Annotated in this window: 14 protein-coding genes; 5 read left to right on the top strand and 9 right to left on the bottom strand. The window is 71.4% G+C overall.

Annotation, left to right across the window (positions count from 1 at the left end):
- Nucleotides 1–358: 358 nt before the first annotated feature.
- Nucleotides 359–976 (bottom strand): YceI family protein, encoded by a 618-nt coding sequence (locus ACE1OA_RS10140; RefSeq protein WP_356604601.1) that lies wholly within the window; start codon nt 974–976, stop codon nt 359–361.
- Between the two features lie 351 nt (nt 977–1327).
- On the opposite strand from ACE1OA_RS10140, the gene ACE1OA_RS10135 reads away from it, so the two are divergent.
- The 4 genes from ACE1OA_RS10135 to ACE1OA_RS10120 all read left to right on the top strand — a co-directional run bounded on the left by ACE1OA_RS10135 (nt 1328) and on the right by ACE1OA_RS10120 (nt 9597).
- Entirely contained in the window at nt 1328–5185 is a 3858-nt protein-coding gene (locus ACE1OA_RS10135; RefSeq protein ID WP_386546295.1) for an endo-alpha-N-acetylgalactosaminidase family protein, read from the top strand.
- A 130-nt stretch (nt 5186–5315) separates the two neighbouring features.
- Nucleotides 5316–7658 carry a polysaccharide lyase 8 family protein gene (locus ACE1OA_RS10130; protein ID WP_384868452.1) on the top strand — a complete coding sequence of 781 codons (2343 nt, stop codon included), beginning with the start codon at nt 5316–5318 and terminating at the stop codon, nt 7656–7658.
- Between the two features lie 143 nt (nt 7659–7801).
- Nucleotides 7802–9385, top strand: a complete 1584-nt coding sequence (locus ACE1OA_RS10125) for an acyl-CoA carboxylase subunit beta (RefSeq protein ID WP_147979829.1) — start codon at nt 7802–7804, stop codon at nt 9383–9385.
- A gap of 14 nt (nt 9386–9399) precedes the next feature.
- Nucleotides 9400–9597: an acyl-CoA carboxylase subunit epsilon gene (locus tag ACE1OA_RS10120; protein WP_356604595.1), complete on the top strand. Its 198-nt coding sequence runs from the start codon at nt 9400–9402 to the stop codon at nt 9595–9597.
- A 205-nt stretch (nt 9598–9802) separates the two neighbouring features.
- Here the strand turns inward: ACE1OA_RS10120 and ACE1OA_RS10115 are convergent, their stop codons facing one another.
- The 8 genes from ACE1OA_RS10115 to ACE1OA_RS10080 all read right to left on the bottom strand — a co-directional run bounded on the left by ACE1OA_RS10115 (nt 9803) and on the right by ACE1OA_RS10080 (nt 20117).
- Nucleotides 9803–10384: a GTP-binding protein gene (locus ACE1OA_RS10115; protein WP_017235983.1), complete on the bottom strand. Its 582-nt coding sequence runs from the start codon at nt 10382–10384 to the stop codon at nt 9803–9805.
- A complete protein-coding gene (locus ACE1OA_RS10110) occupies nt 10365–10904 on the bottom strand; it encodes a DUF742 domain-containing protein (RefSeq protein WP_356775332.1) in 540 nt (179 codons plus the stop codon). The genes ACE1OA_RS10115 and ACE1OA_RS10110 overlap by 20 nt, the downstream gene beginning before the upstream one ends.
- A 93-nt stretch (nt 10905–10997) precedes the next feature.
- Complete coding sequence (locus ACE1OA_RS10105; RefSeq protein ID WP_147980024.1) at nt 10998–11411, bottom strand: roadblock/LC7 domain-containing protein; 414 nt, start codon at nt 11409–11411, stop codon at nt 10998–11000.
- Nucleotides 11412–11418: 7 nt separating this feature from the next.
- Nucleotides 11419–14637: a nitrate- and nitrite sensing domain-containing protein gene (locus ACE1OA_RS10100; protein ID WP_432752657.1), complete on the bottom strand. Its 3219-nt coding sequence runs from the start codon at nt 14635–14637 to the stop codon at nt 11419–11421.
- Nucleotides 14638–14978: 341 nt separating this feature from the next.
- Nucleotides 14979–15569 carry a GTP-binding protein gene (locus tag ACE1OA_RS10095; protein ID WP_147979833.1) on the bottom strand — a complete coding sequence of 197 codons (591 nt, stop codon included), beginning with the start codon at nt 15567–15569 and terminating at the stop codon, nt 14979–14981.
- Entirely contained in the window at nt 15550–15957 is a 408-nt protein-coding gene (locus tag ACE1OA_RS10090) for a DUF742 domain-containing protein (protein WP_147979834.1), read from the bottom strand. The genes ACE1OA_RS10095 and ACE1OA_RS10090 overlap by 20 nt, the downstream gene beginning before the upstream one ends.
- Nucleotides 15958–16088: 131 nt before the next feature.
- Nucleotides 16089–16502 carry a roadblock/LC7 domain-containing protein gene (locus ACE1OA_RS10085; RefSeq protein WP_147980025.1) on the bottom strand — a complete coding sequence of 138 codons (414 nt, stop codon included), beginning with the start codon at nt 16500–16502 and terminating at the stop codon, nt 16089–16091.
- Nucleotides 16503–16511: 9 nt separating this feature from the next.
- Nucleotides 16512–20117 carry a sensor histidine kinase gene (locus ACE1OA_RS10080; protein ID WP_386546100.1) on the bottom strand — a complete coding sequence of 1202 codons (3606 nt, stop codon included), beginning with the start codon at nt 20115–20117 and terminating at the stop codon, nt 16512–16514.
- Nucleotides 20118–20665: 548 nt separating this feature from the next.
- Here ACE1OA_RS10080 and ACE1OA_RS10075 point away from each other — a divergent pair.
- On the top strand, nt 20666–20854 hold the full coding sequence (locus ACE1OA_RS10075; RefSeq protein ID WP_356604617.1) for a hypothetical protein: 189 nt from the start codon (nt 20666–20668) through the stop codon (nt 20852–20854).
- Nucleotides 20855–20880: the final 26 nt, after the last annotated feature.

Here is a 20880-nt window from a genome sequence, read left to right as displayed (position 1 = left end):
GCTGTCCCGTAATCCCCGGCGGGCGCACGACGCCGGCTACGGCCCTCCCCCAGCCTTCGGCTGGGGGTGCCCCCACGCTGCGTTGTCGGATCGCCCGAATACGCCCAGTATGAGAGCGGCCCTCCGCCTGGCGATGCACCGCATCCGACGCCGTGCGCCAACCCACCGCGGATTACGGGACAGCCCTTAGCCAACGCCACTGACAACGCCCCGGCTCGCGCGGCGGGGGAGCCCTGCCGTGCCCGGGTGGGCCGGGTGCCGGGACGGACCGGCCGGCGGAACGCCGAGCGCCCGCCCTTCCGCTGCTGCGGAGGGCGGGCGCGCTCGGGTACTCGGCCCCCTCGCGGGGGCGCGTGGCTCAGGCGGCGTTCTTGATCGCGGAGATGTCGAAGTTCAGCTTCACCTTGTCGCTGACCATCACGCCGCCGGTCTCCAGGGCCGCGTTCCAGGTCAGGCCCCAGTCGGAGCGCAGGATCTCGGCCGAGCCCTCGAAGCCGACGCGCTCGTTGCCGTAGACGTCCGTGGCCGTGCCGTTGAACTCCAGGTCGATCGAGAGCGGGCGGGTGACGTCCTTGATGGTCAGGTCGCCGGTGACGCGGTACTTGTCGCCGCCCAGCTGCGCCGCCTCGGTGGAGCGGAAGCTCATCAGCGGGAACTGCTCGGCGTCGAAGAAGTCGCCGCTCTTCAGGTGGCCGTCGCGGTCGGCGATGCCCGTGTCGATGGAGGCGATCGTGACGTCGATCGAGGCGGCGGAGGCGCCCGGGTTCGAGCCGTCCAGCGACAGCGTGCCCTGGTGCTCGCCGAAGGAGCCGCGCACGTTGGTGACCATCGCGTGGCGGACCGTGAAGCCGATGCTGCTGTGGGCCGGGTCGATGGTGTAGTCGCCGGTCAGCGCGGCCAGGGCCGGGTCGACGGGGAGGGTGGCGACGGCGGTGGCGGTGGCGGCGGTGTCGTTCTTGCGGTTGAAGATGCCCATGACGTGCTCCTTGGGGACGGTGCGCGGGGGAGGCGGCACTTGTGTTCGGTTCGGTTGAACCTTCAACGAGATTGACTGTAGACCCATTCCGTTCAAAGTTCAACATATTCTGGATTTCTTTCCGCTTCCCCGTCCCGGACCGCCTGACCGCCTGGTCCCGGACCGGCCGTCCCCCCGGTCCCGGACCGCGGAACCACCGGCCGTCCGTCCGGTCCGGCGCCCCGCGATCCCGGGCGGCGACCCGCCTCCCGCGGCCGGACTTGGACTAAGCGACGGCGGTTCTTGGACTGCCGGGGCCGCCGTGCCGCGATCTCGTTGACGGTCCCGTGCCGCCCGGGCCAACTAGTCCCCATGTCCCTCCCCAAGTCGCGAAGAGTCCGTGCGGCCTGCGCTCTCGCCGCCGCTTCATCCGCCGTGTTCGCCCTGTCCGGGCCCGCGCTCGCCGAACCGGCGGCGGCGCCGGTGGCCGCGGAGGCCGCCGCCGGGGCCGCCCTGGTCATCGGCTCCGACCGGCTGTCCGTCGCCGTCGCCGAGGACTTCCCGCGGGTCCTGTCGTACACGGACAGGGCGACCGGTGCCCGCCTGCTCGGCAGCACGGCCCCGGTGGCACAGGTCGTCCTCAACGGCACGGCGTACCCCGTCCGCGTCCAGGGCGCCCCGGTCGTGACCGCGGCCGCCGCCGCGTACACCCTGACCTTCCCCGACCTGCCCGGGGTCGAGATCGACGCGAGTCTCGGCGTCGCCGACCGGACGACCACCTTCAAGGTCACCGCGGTCCGCGACACCGCCGCCTTCCGTGTCGGGACCCTCGACATACCCGGCCACGACCTGGTCTCCGTCGGATCGGCCGACGGCGGCGCGCAGACCGCCTTCACCCGCCTCGACCCCGACTCCACCCGGACCGCCGACGTCTTCGCGGCGGTCACCGACACCACCGCCCCCGAGGCGAACCCCGTCGGGGCCAGCTACGCCCTGGTCAACACGGGTTCCCTCGCCGCCGCCGTCGAGTCCAACTCCAGCTACGACAAGCCCGCCGGCGCCTCCGCCCGCGACGGAGCCCGCTTCTGGCACCAGGCCCGCAGGAACGGCACCGAGACCCGCGTCGGCGTCTGGTCCGGCCAGTGGACCTACCGCGGCGAGGGTGCCCCGCGGCCCGAGAGCGGTGCCGGCCTGCCCTGGGCCAAGGTCGTCGTCACCCCCGACGCCAACGCCGACGGACGGACCGACTGGCAGGACGGCGCCATCGCCTTCCGCGGCATCGGGATCAAGGCCCCCGGCAGCGACGCCACCCCCGACCGGGTGATCGCCCACATCCCGTTCAACTTCGCCAGCAACGCCACCCACCCCTTCCTGCGCACCCTCGACGACGTCAAGCGGATCTCGCTCGCCACCGACGGCCTCGGCCAGTTCGCCCTCCTCAAGGGGTACGGCTCGGAGGGCCACGACTCCGCCCACCCCGACTACGGCGGCAACTACAACAAGCGCGCCGGCGGCCTCGCCGACCTCAACAAGCTGCTGAAGGAGGGGAGGAAGTGGGGCGCGGGCTTCGGCGTCCACGTCAACGCCACCGAGGCCTACCCCGAGGCGAGGAACTTCAGCGAGACCCTCGTCGACAAGACCAAGCCGGGCTGGAACTGGCTCAACCAGAGCTACTACATCGACCAGCGCCGGGACATCAACAGCGGTGACCTCGCCCGCCGCTTCCAGCAGCTGCGCGACGAGACCGACCCGAACCTGTCGATGCTCTACATCGACGTCTACTACACCCACGGCTGGATCGCCGACAAGACCGTCCAGGCCGTCCAGGCCCAGGGCTGGAACGTCGCCACCGAGTGGTCGGAGAAGTTCGAGCGGGCCTCCCTGTGGTCCCACTGGGCCAACGACCTGGACTACGGCGGCGCCACCAACAAGGGCCTCAACTCGCAGATCGTCCGCTTCGTCCGCAACGGCGAGAAGGACGTCTGGAACGCCCACCCGGTCCTCGGCCAGACCGCCCTGGTGGACTTCGAGGGCTGGACCGGCGAGACCGACTGGAACCGCTTCACCGCGAACGTCTGGCAGAAGAACCTGCCCGCCAAGTACCTCCAGCAGCAGCGCATCACCCGCTGGAACGGCAACGACATCACCTTCACCGGCGAGGTCCGCGGCACCGTCGAGAACGGCCGCCGCACCTTCTACGACCACGGCCGCAAGGTCCTGGACGGCGAGTCCTACCTTCTGCCGTGGGACGGCGGCAAGAAGCTCTACCACTACAACAAGGCGGGTGGCAGCAGCAGTTGGGCCGTCGCCGGCACCGGCTCGTACACCGTCTACCGGCTGACCGACAACGGCCGTGTGAAGACCGGGACCGTCCGGCCCGTGGACGGGCGGATCACCCTCGACGCGGCCGCCGGACAGCCCTACGTCCTCTACCCCGACCGCGCCCCCGAGCCGCGCGACCCGCGCTGGGGCGAGGGCACCCCGGTCCAGGACCCCGGGTTCAACGACGCCCGGCTCTCGGCCTGGACCACCACCGGCACGGTCGCCCGCGACACCGACGGCCAGGGCCGCAACAGCGCCCGGCTCACCGGCGCCGCCGCCGCCTCGGTCCGCCAGCAGGTCACCGGACTCGTCCCCGGCAAGCGGTACACGGCCTCCGTCCTCGTCGAGGTCGAGCCCGGGAAGACCCGGCCGACCACGCTGTCGATCGGCGGCGGGTCCGTCACCGTCGCCCGGTCCGCCCTCGAGGACCGGGTCGCCGCCTCCGACTGGAACGGCACCCGGCTCCAGCGGGCCAAGGTCACCTTCACCGCCCCGGGCGGCGGGACGGCGGCGCTGCGGATCGAGGCGGCGGCCGGCAGCGCCGCCGCCGTCCGGATCGACGACGTCCGGATCGTCGCCGGTGCCCCCGCGGCCAGGCCCGGAGCCGTCGTCCACGAGGACTTCGAGGCCGTCGACCAGGGCTGGGGGCCGTTCCTCAAGGGCGACGCCGGCGGCACGACCGACCCGCGCACCCACATCGCCCAGCTGCACGCCCCGTACACCCGGGCGGGCTGGAACGGAAAGCTCGTCGACGACGTCGTCGACGGCGCCGAGTCGCTGAAGTCGCACGACGAGAACAGCGGCCTGGTCTACCGGACCGCGCCCTGGACCGTCCCGATGGAGGACGGGCACTCCTACCGGGTGGAGTACGACTACCAGTCGAGCCACGCCGGCGCCTACGAGTGGGTCACCGGCTACGACCGCACCCGGGGCGACGGGCCGTCCGTCGAGACCCGCCGGACCCCGATCGGGCAGCAGCGCACCACCGCCCACTTCACCCAGACGGTGACCGCCGGCTGCGGCGACACCTGGACCGGTCTGCGCAAGCGCGGCGACGCACCCGACGGCGCCGACTTCGTCCTCGACGGCTTCACGGTCACCGACCTGGGCCCCGCCCCCGAGCGGGCCGCCTGCGGCACCCTCGGCATCGCCGCGCCGGACACCCTGGAGCCGGGCCGCGCCAACGAGGTCACCGCCACCTTCGGCAACGACGAGGCGAGCGCGGTCGACGCCGTCACCGCGACCCTCGTGCTCCCCGCCGGCTGGACCGCCGAGCCGGCCGCCCCGGTCGCCGTCGGAACGGTCGCGGCGGGGGCCGAGGCCACCGCCACCTGGAAGGTCACCCCGCCCGTCGACGCCGCCTACCGCGGCTACCCGCTCGACGCCACGGTCACGTACACCGTCGGCGGCCAGGCCCGGAAGCTGACCGCGACCACCACCGTCCGCACGCTGCCCCCGCCGCCCACCACCGACAGCTGGGCGAGCGACCTGGACTGGACGTCGTCGGCCAACGGCTGGGGGCCGGTCGAGCGCGACCTGTCCAACGGCGAGACCGGCAGCGGCGACGGCGGCCCGCTGCGGATCGGGGGAGTGGCCTACGCCAAGGGGCTCGGCACCCACGCCCCGGCCACGGTGCGCTACTACCTGGGCGGTTCCTGCCGGTCCTTCACCGCCGAGGTCGGCGTGGACGACGTCCAGTCCACCCGCGGCACCGTGCAGTTCAGCGTCCTCGCCGACGGCGCGGAGAAGGTGAAGTCACCGGTCCTCAGGGCCACCGACCCGGCCTGGTCGCTCACGGCCGACGTCACCGGGGCCTCCTACGTCGACCTGGTCGTCGGCGACGGCGGCGACGGGAACGGCAACGACCACGCGGACTGGGGGAACGCGCGCTTCCACTGCTCCGGCTGAGCAGGACGCGGCGGGGCGGGAGTTGGCGGAAAGCGCTTCCCCCCGCCGTGCGGTGCTCATTGATTGCGTCGGAGTGCCGGTGTTAGACCGGCCGCAACCGGTCTACACCACTTCCCCCGGGAGGCTCCCCGTGCCCGTCCCCGCCTGGTCCCGACGTACCTTCCTCCTCACCGCCTCCGCCACCGCCGCCACCCTCGCGGTCCCCCTCCCCGCCCGCGCCGCCGAGCCGGCCTCGCTCGCCGAGGAGTCCGAGACGCTGCGGCAGCGCTGGGTCGGCATCCAGCTCGGCTCCGGCTTCGACGCCGGCGCCGAGCCGTACGCCACCCGCCTCGCCGAGACCGGCGCCCTCGCCCGCACCTTCCGCGCCTCGATGGCCCCGACGGACACCTCCCTGTGGCCGGGCTACTCCTTCGACCCGCCGTCGGGCATCACCCAGTCGTACAGCCGCCTGTGGACCATGACGCAGGCGTACGCCCAGCCCGGTACGGGTCTCACCGGCGACACGGGGCTCCTCGCGGACATCGTCCGCGGCCTGGACCACCTCTCCGCCCGGATCTACCACGCCGCCACCGTCCGCTACGGCAACTGGTGGGAGTGGCAGATCGGCAGCCCCCGGCTGCTCATGGACATCGTCGCGGTCCTCCACCCCCACCTCGGCGCCGAACGGATCGAGGCCGCCTGCGCCGCCGTCGACCACTTCATCCCCGACGCCGTGCTCACCGACTACAGCGGCACCTCGACCGGCGCCAACCGCGTCGACCTCTGCCGCTCGGTCGCGCTCCGCGGCATCCTCGGCGCCGCCCCCGCCAAGACCGCCCTGGCCCGCGACGCGCTCTCGCCCGTCTTCCCCTACGTCACCCGCGGGGACGGCCTGTACGCCGACGGCTCCTTCATCCAGCACACCTGGGTCGCCTACTCGGGCACGTACGGGCAGGTCATGCTCGACGGACTCGGCCGGCTCTTCACCCTGCTCGCCGGCTCCACGTGGGCCGTCACCGACCCGAACCGCCAGATCATCCTCGACAGCGTCGAGAAGGCCTACGCGCCCCTGATCTACAACGGCCTGATGATGGACAGCGTCAACGGCCGTGCCGTCAGCCGCGGTTACCTGAAGAGCGACGAGCGGCGGATCATGCGCTCCGACCACTTCCACGGCCAGGGCCTGATCGCCGCGATCGCCCTGCTGGCCGGCGGGGCGAGCGCCGCCGAACGGGACCGGTGGCACGCGCGCGTGAAGGGCTGGATCGAACGGGACACCGTCGCCCCCGTCCTCACGGCCCGCCAGTTCGGCGTCGCCGACCTCGCCCGGCTCCACGCGGTCGCCGCCGCACCCGTCCCGGCCGCTCCCGAACCCACCGGCCACACCCTCTTCGCCGCCATGGACCGCGCCGTGCACCGCCGGCCCGGCTGGGCCGCCAACATCTCCATGGCCTCGGAGCGCGTCTCCTCCTACGAGTGCGGCAACGGCGAGAACCCGCGCGGCTGGCACACCGGGGCCGGGATGCTCTACTGGTGGGGCCCGGGCGCCGGGTCCGACGCCCAGTACACCGACTGGTTCTGGCCCACCGTCGACCCCTACCGCCTGCCCGGCACGACCGTCTCCACCCGGCGGCTCGCCGACCGCGCGGGCGGCGAGTGGGGCGCGCACCGGCCCGCCGTGCAGTGGGTCGGCGGAGCCACCGACGGCGAGTTCGCCGCCGTCGGGCAGCACGTCAAGGGGCTCGGCTCCACCCTGGAGGCCCGCAAGTCCTGGTTCTGCGCCGCCGACACGGTCATCTGCCTCGGGGCCGGCATCACCGCCGCCGACGGTGTCCCGGTGGAGACCGTCGTCGACAACCGCCTCCTCGTCGAGGACCGCGCCCAGCCCCTCACCACCGGCGACCGGTGGGCGCACCTGGAGGGCCACGGCGGCTGGGTCCTTCCCGAGGGCACGGCCGGACTGCGCACCCTGCGCGAGGAACGGACCGGCGCCTGGAGCGACATCAACACCACCAGCTCCACCGAGCGCCGCACCCGCGGCTACCAGACGCTCTGGCTGGACCACGGCACGGACCCGGTCGACGCCTCGTACGCGTACCTGCTGATGCCCGGGGCCTCCCGCCGCACCCTGGCCGCACGGGCGGCCGACAGCCGCTGGCTGACGGTCCTGGACAACACCGCGGACCGGCAGGCGATCGCCGTCCCCTCCCTGGGGCTGACGGCCGCCAACTTCTGGCGGGCCGGTACCGTGGGGCGCCTGACGGTCACCGCCCCCGCGAGCGTGCTGGCGCGCCGGCGCCGATCGGTCCTCGACCTCCGGATCTCCGAGCCGCCCCGCACCGGGCAGCCCTTCGAGGTCGTCTGGGACGGGCCGGCCCGCCGGGTGATCGGCCACGACCCCTCGGTGTCGGTCCGGTCCACCGGGCGGTCCCTGCGGCTGACGATCACGCCGGGTGTCGCGGGAGCCACCCACCAGTGCACGCTGCTTGTATAAGGATCCTACAAACGCCAGGGGTGTCTGGCTGTCGACTCGGCCGGGTGGGGGCATGGTTCTGTCCAGCCCCACCAGGAATCGGCGCGGGAGACTGTACGGAGTCGACGGCGGGATTTCCTTGGTCGACTTCGTAGGGTCGGTACATGACCGTTGTGGACCAGATCCCGAGCGAGCCGACCGACGCCCGTGGCCGCGTTGCCGAACTGCACGCCCTCCGTGAGGAGGCGCGCCGCGGGCCGAGCGACCGGGCGACCGAGGCCCAGCACGCCAAGGGCAAGCTGACCGCTCGCGAGCGCATCGAGCTGCTGCTCGACCCTGGTTCCTTCAACGAGGTCGAGCAGCTGCGCCGGCACCGCGCCACCGGCTTCGGCCTGGAGGCCCGCAAGCCGTACACCGACGGTGTCATCACCGGCTGGGGCACGGTCGAGGGCCGCACGGTCTTCGTCTACGCGCACGACTTCCGGATCTTCGGAGGCGCGCTGGGCGAGGCCCACGCCACCAAGATCCACAAGATCATGGACATGGCCATCGCGGCCGGCGCCCCGCTCGTCTCGCTGAACGACGGCGCCGGCGCCCGTATCCAGGAGGGCGTCTCGGCGCTCGCCGGCTACGGCGGCATCTTCCAGCGCAACACCCGCGCCTCGGGCGTCATCCCGCAGATCTCGGTCATGCTCGGCCCGTGCGCCGGCGGCGCCGCCTACAGCCCCGCCCTCACGGACTTCGTGTTCATGGTCCGCGAGACCTCGCAGATGTTCATCACCGGACCGGACGTCGTCAAGGCGGTCACCGGTGAGGAGATCACCCAGAACGGCCTGGGCGGCGCGGACGTGCACGCCGAGACCAGCGGCGTCGCGCACTTCGCCTACGACGACGAGGAGACCTGCATCGCCGAGGTGCGCTACCTCCTGTCGATGCTGCCGCAGAACAACCGCGAGAACCCGCCGACCGTCGCCTCGGAGGACCCGGCGGACCGCCGCGGGGACGTCCTGCTCGACCTGGTGCCGGCCGACGGCAACCGTCCGTACGACATGCACAAGGTCATCGAGGAGCTCGTCGACGAGGGCGACTACCTGGAGATCCACGAGCGCTGGGCCCGCAACATCATCTGCGCCCTGGCCCGGCTGGACGGCCAGGTCGTCGGCATCGTCGCCAACCAGCCCCAGTCGCTGGCCGGCGTCCTGGACATCGAGGCGTCCGAGAAGGCCGCCCGCTTCGTCCAGATGTGCGATGCTTTCAACATCCCGATCATCACCCTTCTGGACGTCCCCGGCTTCCTTCCGGGCGTCGACCAGGAGCACGGTGGAATCATCCGCCACGGCGCGAAGCTGCTCTACGCGTACTGCAACGCGACCGTGCCCCGGATCTCGCTGATCCTGCGCAAGGCGTACGGCGGCGCATACATCGTGATGGACTCCCAGTCCATCGGCGCCGACCTGACGTACGCCTGGCCCACCAACGAAATCGCGGTGATGGGCGCCGAAGGTGCCGCCAACGTCATCTTCCGCAAGCAGATCGCCGAGGCCGAGGACTCCGAGGCCATGCGGGCCCGCATGGTCAAGGAGTACAAGGCCGAGCTGATGCACCCGTACTACGCCGCGGAGCGCGGTCTGGTCGACGACGTCATCGACCCCGCCGAGACGCGTGAGGTCCTGATCAGGTCTCTCGCCATGCTCCGCACCAAGCACGCCGACCTGCCGTCCCGCAAGCACGGCAACCCGCCTCAGTAAGAGGAGCCACTGACGTGACCACGCCTGCCAACCTTCTCCGCGTCGAGAAGGGCCACGCCGACCCCGAGGAGCTCGCCGCGATCACCGCGGTGCTGCTCGCCCGGGCGGCCTCCCAGCCCGCCGAGACGTCCTCCCACGCCCGCTCCACGGCCGGCTGGCGCCGCCTGGAGCGCCAGTCGGGCTTCCGCCCCTCCCACTCCTGGCAGGGCTGACAGCGCAGAGACAGCGCAGACCCGAAGGCCCCCGCCTCCCGCTCCGGGAGACGGGGGCCTTCGGCATGCCGGACATCCGCCGCGGCGCCCCGCCGCCCCGGCCCGCCCCCACCGGACGCGCCCGCCGGCGCCGACCGGCCGGGACACGCGAAGGCCCCCGCAGCCGGACGGCTGCGGGGGCCTCTCGCGGAACCCGGGGGGACGGTTACCGCAGACGTGCCATCAGGGCGTGCTCCACCAGCGTGATGAGGGCGCTCTTGGCGTCCGCGCGGTGGCGGGCGTCGGTGGTGATGATCGGGGTGTCCGGGCCGATCTGGAGGGCCTCGCGGACTTCCTCGGGCTGGTAGGGCTGGTGTCCGTCGAAGCCGTTGAGGGCGATGACGAACGGCAGGCCGGAGTTCTCGAAGTAGTCGACGGCCGGGAAGCAGTCGGCGAGGCGGCGGGTGTCGACCAGGACGACGGCGCCGATGGCGCCGCGTACCAGGTCGTCCCACATGAACCAGAAGCGGTCCTGACCGGGCGTACCGAAGAGGTACAGGATCAGGTCCTGGTCCAGGGTGATACGGCCGAAGTCCATGGCGACGGTCGTCGTCGTCTTGTCGCCGGTGTGCGTGAGGTCGTCGATGCCCGCGGACGCAGACGTCATCACGGCCTCGGTACGCAGCGGGTTGATCTCCGAGACGGCGCCGACGAACGTGGTCTTGCCCACGCCGAAGCCACCCGCCACCACGATCTTCGCGCTGGTGGTTGAACGGGCCGCGCCGCCGCTAGAGCTTGCGAAGTCCACTGAGCACCCTTTCGAGCAGTGTCACGTCTGGCTGACCGCCGGCGGCTTCGTCGCCGCCGGGCTGGTGGATGGCGACAAGTCCGGCCTCCGCCAGGTCGGCGACGAGGATCCGGGCAACGCCGAGGGGAATGGAGAGAAGTGCCGAGATCTCGGCGACCGACTTGATCTCGAAGCACAGTCGGCAGATCCGCTGGTGCTCGGGCAACTGCCCCTGCAACCGGGCCGGATCGGCCGTCGTACTGACCAGCGCCTCGATGGCGAGCTGGTAGCGCGGCCGGGTACGGCCGCCGGTCATCGCGTAGGGACGCACCAGCGGGTTGTGCGTACCCGAACCGCCCGCACCGCGGGAGGCGCCGGGCGCGCCCACGGGCGACGGCTGGGCCTGGGGCTGCTGATAGGGCTGCTGTACACCCTGTCTGCTGGGCGCGGAAGGAAAGTTGAAGTGGTTCTGTCCGGCATCACCGTGCGGCTGCTGACCACCAAAACCATTGAACGGACTTCCGCCCGGGGGTGTTCCCACGTCTCCTCCTCCGACTGCCTCGCGGTCCATGTCCCTGTGGAACCGCGCCACCGCACCTTACGGTGCGGTGGCGCGAAACGCACTGTCTGTCTGTTAGTTGAGAAGACTTCCCTGAAGCTCCGCACGGAGGTCAGGTGTCAGAACACTGCCCGCGCGGTCCACCAGCAACGCCATCTCGTAGCCCACGAGGCCGATGTCCGCCTCCGGGTGCGAGAGCACGGCCAGCGAGGAGCCGTCCGAGATCGACATGATGAAGAGGAAGCCGCGCTCCATCTCCACGACGGTCTGGTTGACCGCACCGCCCTCGAAGATCCGGGACGCGCCCGCGGTCAGCGAGGTCAGTCCGGAGGCGACGGCCGCCAGCTGGTCGGCTCGGTCCCGGGGGAAGCCCTCGGACATCGCCAGCAGGAGTCCGTCGGCGGAGACCACCACAGTGTGGGACACCCCAGGGGTGTTGTCCACGAAGTTGGTGATCAACCAGTTCAGATTCTGCGCCGCCTGGCTCATGCTCACACTAACGCTCCTGGTTGTAGGTACTGCCCGGGCCGAGGCCCGATCCGTTCGTGTCCGTTCCCGCGTTGCGTCCCTGCTGAACGCCACGGCGCAGGTTGCTCAACCTGCCCCGCACGTCCTCGGGGGCGCGGGAGACCTGTGGGCCGCCCTGCGGGGTCTGCTCCGCCGTTCCCTCGACCAGATTGGCCTTGGGGACCCGTCGAGGAAGACCGGAGGGGGTGACCCCGCCCGCCTTCGGCTCGCGGAGCTTCTCGGCCCGCTCCCAGCGCTCGTCGTTGGCCGAGCGCCAGTCGTCGGTACCGGCGGCTTCGTTCTGCTGGGCCGCCCGTGCGGGCGGCTGCTGCTGCGCGGCCTGGGGCACCTGCGCGGCGTTGCCGCCACGGCGCGGCAGACCGGCGTCGGTCAGCGCGTGCGGGGCATCCGGGGTCGGGTTCGGGGTCGAACCCGGACGGTCGAAGCCTACGCGCTCAGGAGCCTGTTCGGGAGCGCTCGGGGCAGATTCCGTTTCTGCTCCGTACTGCTGACCGTACTCACCCTGGTACGCACCCTGACCAGCCCACTCGCCCTGCTGGGCCTGCGGGTCGTAGGAGTTGCCGTACTGCGCCTGGCCCTGGTCCTGACCCTGGTACGCGGCTTCCGCATAGGTGGGCTCGGGGTAGCCGCCGGAAGGCTGGCCGTACCCGTCGTAGCCCTGCGTGGACTGGCCGTAGCCACCGTCCTGGGCCGGCCCGCCGTCGTACCCGGCGTGCTCCGGAGCGTGCCCGAAGTCGGATGCGTACTCCTGTACGTACTCCTGCTCGGGAGCGTAGCCCTGCTCGTGCTCCTGCTGTACGTAGCCCTGCTGCGACGGGTCGAGCTCGTCCCGGAACAGCGGGCGTTCGCCACCCTGTGCCTGGGCCTCCAGGGCCGCCCGGCGCTCCTCGCGCTGGAGCGAGCGGTTCACCGGGTCGAGCTGGCGCTCCTCGCCCGGCTGCTCGTAGCGGGAGTCGTCGAAGCCGAGCTCCGCCGCGGTCCGCATCGGCTGCTGCGGGCTGGGGTCGAAGGCGTTCTGGCCCTGCTGCGGGATGATCTGGGAGACCGTGAAGTCGTTCTCGGGCAGCGACTCGCCACCACCACCGTGGGTGATCGCGTCCGGGAGCATGACCAGCGAGGTCGTGCCCGCCTGCTCGCCCGAGGGGCGGAGCTGGACCCGGACGCCGTGCCGGTCGGCCAGTCGGCCGACCACGAACAGGCCCATGCGCTGCGAGACGGCGGCGTCCACGGTCGGCGGGTTGGCCAGCTTGTGGTTGATGTCCGCGAAGTCCTCGGCCGTGAGACCGATGCCCTTGTCGTGGATCTCGACCATCACGCGGCCGTCGGGCAGCCGGGTCGCGGTCACGCGGACCTTGGTCTGCGGGGAGGAGAACGTGGTGGCGTTCTCCAGGAGCTCGGCGAGCAGGTGCACGAGGTCGGTCACGGCCTGGCCGTGGATCTCGGCCTCCGGGACACCGGCCAGCTCGATGCGCTCGTACTGCTCCACCTCGGAGGAGGCGGCGCGCATGACGTCGACCAGCGGGACCGGCTGGTCCCAGCGGCGGCCGGGCTCCTCGCCGGCGAGGACCAGGAGGTTCTCGCCGTTGCGGCGCATACGGGTGGCCAGGTGGTCCAGGCGGAAGAGGTTCTCCAGCTGGTCCGGGTCGGCCTCGTTGTTCTCCAGGTCGGTGATCAGGGTCAGCTGGCCCTCGATCAGCGACTGGTTGCGCCGCGACAGGTTGGTGAAGATCGCGTTGACGTTGCCCCGGAGCATGGCCTGCTCGGCGGCGAGCCGGACGGCCTCGCGGTGGACCTGGTCGAAGGCGCGGGCGACTTCGCCGATCTCGTCCTGGGTGTCGATGGGGATCGGCTGGACCCGGGTGTCGACGCGGCCGGGCTCGGTACGCGACAGCTGGTCGACCAGCATCGGCAGACGCTGCTCGGCGATGCCGAAGGCGGCGGTGCGCAGCTGCTGCATCGAGCGGCTCATCTGGCGGGCCATGATGCCGGCCACGATGAAGGCGGCGAGGAGCGCGATGACGACGATGCCACCGTTGACGAACGCGTCCGTCTTGGCGTCGTCGGAGATTTCGGCGGCCTCGGCCACGGCCTTGTCGACGAGCTCCTTCTCGACCTCGGTGTAGCCGTCGAACTTCGCCGTGGCCGCACCCATCCAGGTCTCGGGGGTGACGTCGTCCTTGCGCAGGTCCTTGATCGCGTCGGCGTCCTTGGCCGAGCCGATCGCGTCCGTCAGGCCCGCGTAGACCGACGGCGGGTCGCCCTTCACCGGCGGGCTGAGCTGCGCCTCGGTGAGCCGCTTGGCGCCCTCGGTGGCCTTCTGCGTCATGACCTGCTTGAGGCGGTCGACGTCGGCCTGGGTGCCGCCGGACTGGTACTCGCCGAGAGCGATCTGCTCCAGGTAGTTGTACGAGTTGAACGCCACCGACTGCGCGGCGAAGATCTTGGGGTCCTCGCTGGGCCGCACCAGGAGCTGCATGCCGATCGAGCGCTGGAGCGACTCGGCCGCCTTGGCGAGCTGGATGGCGTAGACCGTCCGGCCGTAGCTGGTGATGTTGCCGGTGCCCAGACCGAGCTCGTTGGAGAACTCCATCAGGTAGTGCTGGACGTCGGTGTACCGGGTCTGGGTGAACACCGGGTCGAGCGACTTGGAGTACGCGACCTTGCGCAGGTCCTTCAGCTTGGGCTCCGCCGTGCGGAAGAGGCCCAGGCGGCGCTCCATGCCCTCGCCCTCGGGCATGTTCTTGACGGCCTCGTCGAACTTGACCTTCGCCTCGTCGGTGGCGGCGTAGGCCTGCGCGACGGCGTCGCTCTGCCGGTCCTCGGCCGTCCTGGCCGTCAGCAGGGGCGCCGCGGTCAGGTCACGCTCGTTGAGGAGGGCCTGGCCGTACTCCGAGGCGGCGCGCACGATCAGCGCCGTCTTCTCGGCGTTCTGCGCCTCCTGCCAGGTGTCGATCGACCCCTTCACCTGGAAGCCGCCCATGACGAGGCCGACCAGCACGGGTATGAGGAGGATCGCGTTCAGCTTCGTGGGCACCCGCCAGTTACGCGGGGACAACCTGCTGGAACTGCCCGTGCCGCTCGCGGCCTGGGGCGTCGCGGGTACCTCGACGGGCGGCGCCGCCGTGCGTGCCGGCGTGAAGTTGCCTCGCGCCTGCTGCTCCGCGGAGCCTTCCTTGCTTCGCCTCACTCGACCAACAACCTCTCGGCGTCGGCACCTACGTTGTGCCGGTGTTTCGTTCAGGGCCGTACTACTCGGGAGTTCATGAATTGCAGCACGTGAACGGTGTCCCTACCAAACAGCCGGAAGGGACGGTTTTCAGTGGTCCAGGCCGCAGATAAATCGGGCATAAAGAGCGAGCCCCGCCAAATGGCGGGGCTCATGTGAGCGCAGTGGCACCGCGCGGATGCGTCGGGTGTCCGGGACCGCCCAATTCTCATTCGAAACGTTATGAAGGGCGGGGGCGGACCGTGTCAAAGGACACAGGCCGCCCCCAGCAGGGGCCTACGACAACTGCCGTAGACGTCCGCCTACTTGAGTCGTGCCATCAGCGCATGCTCCACCAGCGTGATGAGGGCGCTCTTGGCGTCCGCGCGGTGGCGTGCATCGGTGACGATGATCGGGGTGTCCGGGCCGATCTGCAGGGCCTCGCGGACTTCCTCGGGCTGGTAGGGCTGGTGTCCGTCGAAGCCGTTGAGGGCGATGACGAACGGCAGGCCGGAGTTCTCGAAGTAGTCGACGGCCGGGAAGCAGTCCGCGAGCCGGCGCGTGTCGACCAGGACGACGGCGCCGATGGCGCCGCGGACCAGGTCGTCCCACATGAACCAGAAGCGGTCCTGACCGGGCGTACCGAAGAGGTACAGGATCAGGTCCTGGTCCAGGGTGATACGGCCGAAGTCCATGGCGACGGTCGTCGTCGTCTTGCCGCCGGTGTGCGTGAGGTCGTCGATCCCGGCCGACGCCGAGGTCATCACCGCCTCGGTACGCAGCGGGTTGATCTCCGAGACGGCGCCGACGAACGTGGTCTTGCCCACGCCGAAGCCACCCGCCACCACGATCTTCGCGCTGGTGGTCGACCGGCTCGGAGAGCCGGCACCCCCGCTAGAGCTTGCGAAGTCCACTGAGCACCCTTTCCAGCAGTGTCACATCCGGCGTGCCGCCGGCCTCTCCGTTGCCCGGCTGGTGAATCGCCACCATGCCCGCTTCCGCCAGGTCGGCGACGAGGATCCGGGCCACCCCCAGCGGCATCGACAGCAGTGCCGACACCTCCGCCACCGACTTCACCTCGCGGCACAGGTGGCAGATCCGCTGGTGCTCGGGAAGCAGCGTGGCGAGGTGCGCCGGGTCGGCGGTGGTGCTGACCAGCGCCTCGATGGCGAGTTGGTACCGCGGCCTGGTCCGGCCGCCGGTCATCGCATAAGGACGTACCAGCGGCTGGTCGCCTTCATGCCCGTACGACTCGTCGAGTGAGGCGCCGTACGGATCGTGAGAGGCGGGGGGCGGGGTCATGAATCCTCCGGGCGTGACAGCAAGAGGTCTGCCGTCTGATGGGGCCGGTGGGGGGCCGGATGGGGGCGGCCGGACGGGGTGTGGGACAAGGCGGTACGGAGGGGCGCACCGCCTTGCCGTTTTGTGTGTGTCTAGTGGAGCAGGCTTCCCTGGAGCTCGGCGCGGAGGTCCGGGGTGAGGACACTGCCGGCCCGGTCGACCAGCAGGGTCATCTCGTAGCCCACGAGGCCGATGTCGCACTCCGGGTGGGAGAGCACGGCCAGGGAGGAACCGTCGGAGACGGACATCAGGAAGAGGAACCCGCGTTCCATCTCCACGACCGTCTGGGCCACGGAACCGCCCTCGAAGATCCGGGACGCGCCCGCGGTCAGCGAGGTCAGTCCGGATGCGACCGCCGCCAGCTGGTCGGCGCGATCGCGGGGGAATCCTTCGGACATGGCCAGCAGCAGACCGTCGGCGGAGACCACCACCGTGTGCGACACCCCTGGGGTGTTGTCCACGAAGTTGGTGATCAACCAGTTCAGATTCTGCGCCGCCTGGCTCATCGCGCTCAACTAACGCTCCTGCTGGTGGGTGGGGCCGAGGTGGAAGCTGCCCGTGGTGGAGTTGCCCGCCTGGCGGCCCTGCTGGATGCCGCGGCGCAGGTTGGTGAGTCGGCCACGGACGTCGTCGGGTGCACGCGAGACCTGGGGGCCGGCCGTGTGGGCCTGCTCCTGGGCGGTCCCGGGTACGAGGTTGGCGCGCGGCACCCGCCGCGGGAGCCCGGAGGTGGTGACACCGCCGGCCGCGGGCTTGCGCACCCGCTCGGCCTGGCGCACCAGCTCGTCATTGGGGGAGGTCCGCCAGGCGGCGGCCTGCTGACCCGTGTCGCCGGCGCCCTGGGGGGCGGCGGGACGGCGCTGCGCCGGCTGCTGCGGCACGGCCGGGCTCTGGGTCGTCCGCTCGGCGTCCGGCACCCGGCCGTCGTCCGGCTGACCCGGGGCCTGGCCCTGCGCCTGCCCGTGGAACCAGTTGGTCTCCAGCGTGTCGTACAGCGGGGTACGACCGTCGCCGGAACCGCTCGCCGGAGGCAGGGCCTCGGGCTGACGCGGCTGCTGGAGCCGGGGCTGCGGCTGCTGGGGCTGCTGCGGCAGGTTGCCGGCGGGGCGCGGCGCACCGTAGTCGCCGCCGCCACGCTGACGCGGAGCCGGCTGCTGCGGGGCCTGCTGCTGGTAACCCTGCTGCTGGTTGAAGTCCGGCCGCGGGAACTGCCCGGTGGAGGCCGGGTCCTGCGGTGCGGGCTGGTACCCCTGCGGGGCCTGCTGCTGGTTGAAGTCCGGCCGCGGGAACTGACCCGTGGAGCCCGGGCCCTGCGGGGCCCCGGGACGGGCGTACTGACCCGTGGTGTCCGGCTCCTCGTGCCCACGCGGCGCGTCGAGCGGCGACATCTCCTGCTGCGGACGGCGGACCGGCTGAGCCTGGTCGTTGCCCCAGCTGGTGGACTGCGGTCGCTGCTGCTGGTTGCCGGGGAGCTCGGGGCGCGGGTAGCCACCCTGGTTGGGGTGGGCACCCTGCTGGCCCTGCTGCTGCGGGGCGTGCTGCGCCTGCTGCGGCTGGGGGGCCTGCGGGGCCTGCTGGTTCTGGCTCTGGTTGCCCCAGACGTCCGTACGGGACGGGATGGCGCGCTGAGCGCCGCCGGCGAACCCGCCCGCACCGCCCATGCCCGGACGCTGCGGCTCCTGGGGAACCTTCGGGAGCTGCGCGGTCTGCGGACCCTGGTTGCCCTGGCCCTGACCCGGCCCCTGGGGACCGTTCTGACCGGGGAGCGCGGCACGCGGACCGTTGCCCGCGCCGACCTGGCCGCGCGGGGCGCCCGACGCGGCACCGAGCCGGCCGGCCGCGGAGGACGGCGCACCGCCGAGCCCCGGACGACCGCCGCCGGGACCACCGGACGCACCCGGGCCGCCGGCGAGCCGGCCGCCGGGGGCGGAGTTGCCCTGCGGCATCGCGCCCTGGCCACCGGCACCCTGCTTGGGGGCCGGCTTCTTGCCGCCCTGGGCGACGTCGACGGGGAGCATGACGAGCGCGGTGGTGCCGCCGGAGTCCGACGGACGCAGCTGGATGCGGATGCCGTGTCGCAGGGACAGGCGGCCGACCACGAACAGACCCATGCGGCGCGAGACCGAGACGTCCACGGTGGGCGGCGACGCGAGCCGCTCGTTGATCGCGGCGAGGTCCTCTGGGGAGAGGCCGATGCCGGTGTCGTGGATCTCGACGAGCACCCGGCCGTCGGGCAGCGCGTGACCGGTGACCCGGACCTTCGTCTGCGGCGAGGAGAACGACGTGGCGTTCTCGAGCAGCTCGGCGAGGAGGTGCACGAGGTCGTTGACGACACGGCCGGCGACCTCGGTCGCCGGGACGGCGGCGAGTTCGATGCGCTCGTACTGCTCCACCTCGGACGCGGCGGCACGCAGGACGTCGACCAGCGGGACCGGACGGGTCCAGCGGCGGCCGGGCTCCTCACCGGCGAGGACGAGGAGGTTCTCACCGTTACGGCGCATGCGGGTGGCGAGGTGGTCGAGCTTGAACAGCGAGGACAGCTGGTCCGGGTCGGCCTCGCGGGACTCCAGCTCGGAGATGAGCGAGAGCTGACGCTGGATGAGGCCCTGCGAGCGGCGCGAGAGGTTGGTGAACATCGCGTTGACGTTGCCTCGCAGCAGCGCCTGCTCGGCGGCGAGACGGACGGCCTCGCGGTGCACGTCGTCGAAGGCCGCGGCCACCTGGCCGATCTCGTCCCGGGAGTGCACACCGACGGACTCGACGGAGGTGTCGACGTCCTGCGGGTCGGTCTCGGAGAGCTGCTTGACGAGCTCGGGCAGACGTTCCTGGGCGACCTTCGTGGCGGTGTCCTGGAGCCGGCGCAGCGACCGGATCATGGACCGGGCCACGACGAAGGCGCCGACGAGGGAGACACCGAGCACGAGGAGGATCAGCGCACCGTTGATGATCGCTTCGCGCTGCGACTCGGAGCGCAGCTCGCGGGCCTTGCTCTCCATCTCACCGAGGAGGGTGGCCTCGATGGTGTTCATCGCGGTGATCTTCGTGCCGTACTCGTCGGTGAAGTTCAGGTGACCGCGGGCGGTGATGTTGTCGAGGCCGGTGGAGCTCCGCAGGACACGGCCCGCGTACTCGTCGGCGGCCTCGATGGAGGGGTTGCCGGTGGTCAGCGGTGCGATCAGCTCGTTGGCGTCGCCGCCGGCCGACTCGTAGATCGTCGCGAAGGTCTTGAGCTCGACGTCCTCGCTCTCGCGGGCGGCCTCACCGTAGAGACGGTCGCCCGGTTCCAGCTTGCCGCGCTTGTCGTCGCCGGAGGGGAGACCGGCGGCGATGATCGCCTGCTGGATGGAGGCGTACTCCTTGGCGGAGGAGAAGGCGGCGAGCGCACGGGTGCGCTTGATCATGTCCGGGTTGCTGGTCGCCTGGGCCATGTCCTGGGACAGGCTGAGGAGGGACCGGATGAGCCGGCTGTACGCCTCGACCGTCACCGAGTGCGAGGCCTGGGTGTAGGCCTCTCCCCGGATCGCCTTGATCTTGACGATCTGCGCGGTGATCTGGCTGACGCTCTGGCGGATGCCCTGCAGGGCCTCGTCGCCCTCGGTGTCACCGATGCCCTCGGTGGCCGCCAGGAACTCCTTCTGGGCCCGGTCGGTGACCGCGCGCGGCTGGGCGACCTGGTAGTCGTTAGGCGAACGGCCGTTGGACAGGGGACCGGCGGACTTGTCGCGCTCCTCCTGGAGGGCCTTGGCGAGGTCCGTGGCCTCCTTGGTCATCTTGGTCAGCAGCTGCATGTGCTCCAGCTGCTCCATGTCCTGGAGCGACTCGCTGATGCGGATGCCGCCGAGGCTGGTGGCCGCGACCACGGGCAGGGTCAGCAGCGCCACCAGGCGCGTCGAGATGCGCCAGTTCCGCAGCGCTATTCGGGGGCCGGAGTCGACCTCGGTCTTGATCGGCGGCGGCGCGGCCGCGCTGGTGGAACCGCCCCGCTTGGAAGCGTCACCGCCCTCGCCGGCCGTGCCCTGCCCAGGGGTCTGGGTGTGCGGGGCCGAGGAACCGCGGTCGGTTCCGGCGCGCGGCTCCTGCTCGGCCGCAGCGCTGCCATCCCTCTTGAAACGTCCCTGCACTAGCGTCGCAACCTCTGGACCAGGCGTCCTTCCGGGTGAACGGAGCGGACGGTGTCGGCGTCTCGGGGTGCGGAATGCACCCCATGGTGGTCGTCGGTGACCGGCGCAGATCCCCCTTCCCGCCGCTCACCCGGCGCTGCGTTGCGCCCCCTGCGCGCCGGCTTGAAGCCCGCGACGGTGCGTGGAATTCCAGCACAGTGCCGGATCTCCAACAAGGGCTGGGTCTCGGGCCACGAGAGGTATAACAACCCGTGAACATCGTGTCACCCCATGTAGAAGATGATCACGGAGGAATCGGGCGTATCACTCCCAAAGGCCCACGCGGCCCTAGTGTCCCAGTCGCGATGATCAGGAGCGGAATGGAGCATTCAGTGGCGTAATGTCCGTTTGTTTGACACTCGGACGCCGCCTGTAATGTCCGGGTTGTCCGTCAGGCCGTGAGCAAACTCACACACGGACGGGTGCCTTCCCCATGCATTCGAAGGGAGCCGCATGCTTAGCCTGACGTTTTACAAGTGCCCCCACTCTGTAGAGGTCTCCCACCCGTGATGAAGACGACGATGGTGCTCCGCTCCACGGCCAACCCCCGCCGTACGACGCTCGCCCACCTCGAGGACGCCGCCCGCCTCGACCTGGGCGCCCAGCCGGAGCACGCGGTCGACCTTCCCACGCAGACCGCCAACCCGCGTCGCACGGTCCTCATGACCGCCCCCGCGACGCCGCAGCCCGCCCTTTAAGAGGCGGTGGCGGCGCCCCTCGCCGC

It is taken from the genome of Streptomyces sp. JL2001, from assembly GCF_050917515.1.
Taxonomy (GTDB): domain Bacteria; phylum Actinomycetota; class Actinomycetes; order Streptomycetales; family Streptomycetaceae; genus Streptomyces.
This window is presented reverse-complemented; position numbering and strand designations above follow the sequence as displayed.

Excerpts from the sequence above, each read along its gene's own strand:
- ACE1OA_RS10125 (WP_147979829.1), top strand. The coding sequence starts at position 7,802 with ATGACCGTTGTGGACCAGATCCCGAGCGAGCCGACCGACGCCCGTGGC.
- ACE1OA_RS10140 (WP_356604601.1), bottom strand. The coding sequence starts at position 976 with ATGGGCATCTTCAACCGCAAGAACGACACCGCCGCCACCGCCACCGCC.
- ACE1OA_RS10085 (WP_147980025.1), bottom strand. The coding sequence starts at position 16,502 with ATGAGCCAGGCGGCGCAGAATCTGAACTGGTTGATCACCAACTTCGTG.
- ACE1OA_RS10105 (WP_147980024.1), bottom strand. The coding sequence starts at position 11,411 with ATGAGCCAGGCGGCGCAGAATCTGAACTGGTTGATCACCAACTTCGTG.
- ACE1OA_RS10090 (WP_147979834.1), bottom strand. The coding sequence starts at position 15,957 with ATGACCCCGCCCCCCGCCTCTCACGATCCGTACGGCGCCTCACTCGAC.
- ACE1OA_RS10135 (WP_386546295.1), top strand. The coding sequence starts at position 1,328 with ATGTCCCTCCCCAAGTCGCGAAGAGTCCGTGCGGCCTGCGCTCTCGCC.
- ACE1OA_RS10075 (WP_356604617.1), top strand. The coding sequence starts at position 20,666 with ATGAAGACGACGATGGTGCTCCGCTCCACGGCCAACCCCCGCCGTACG.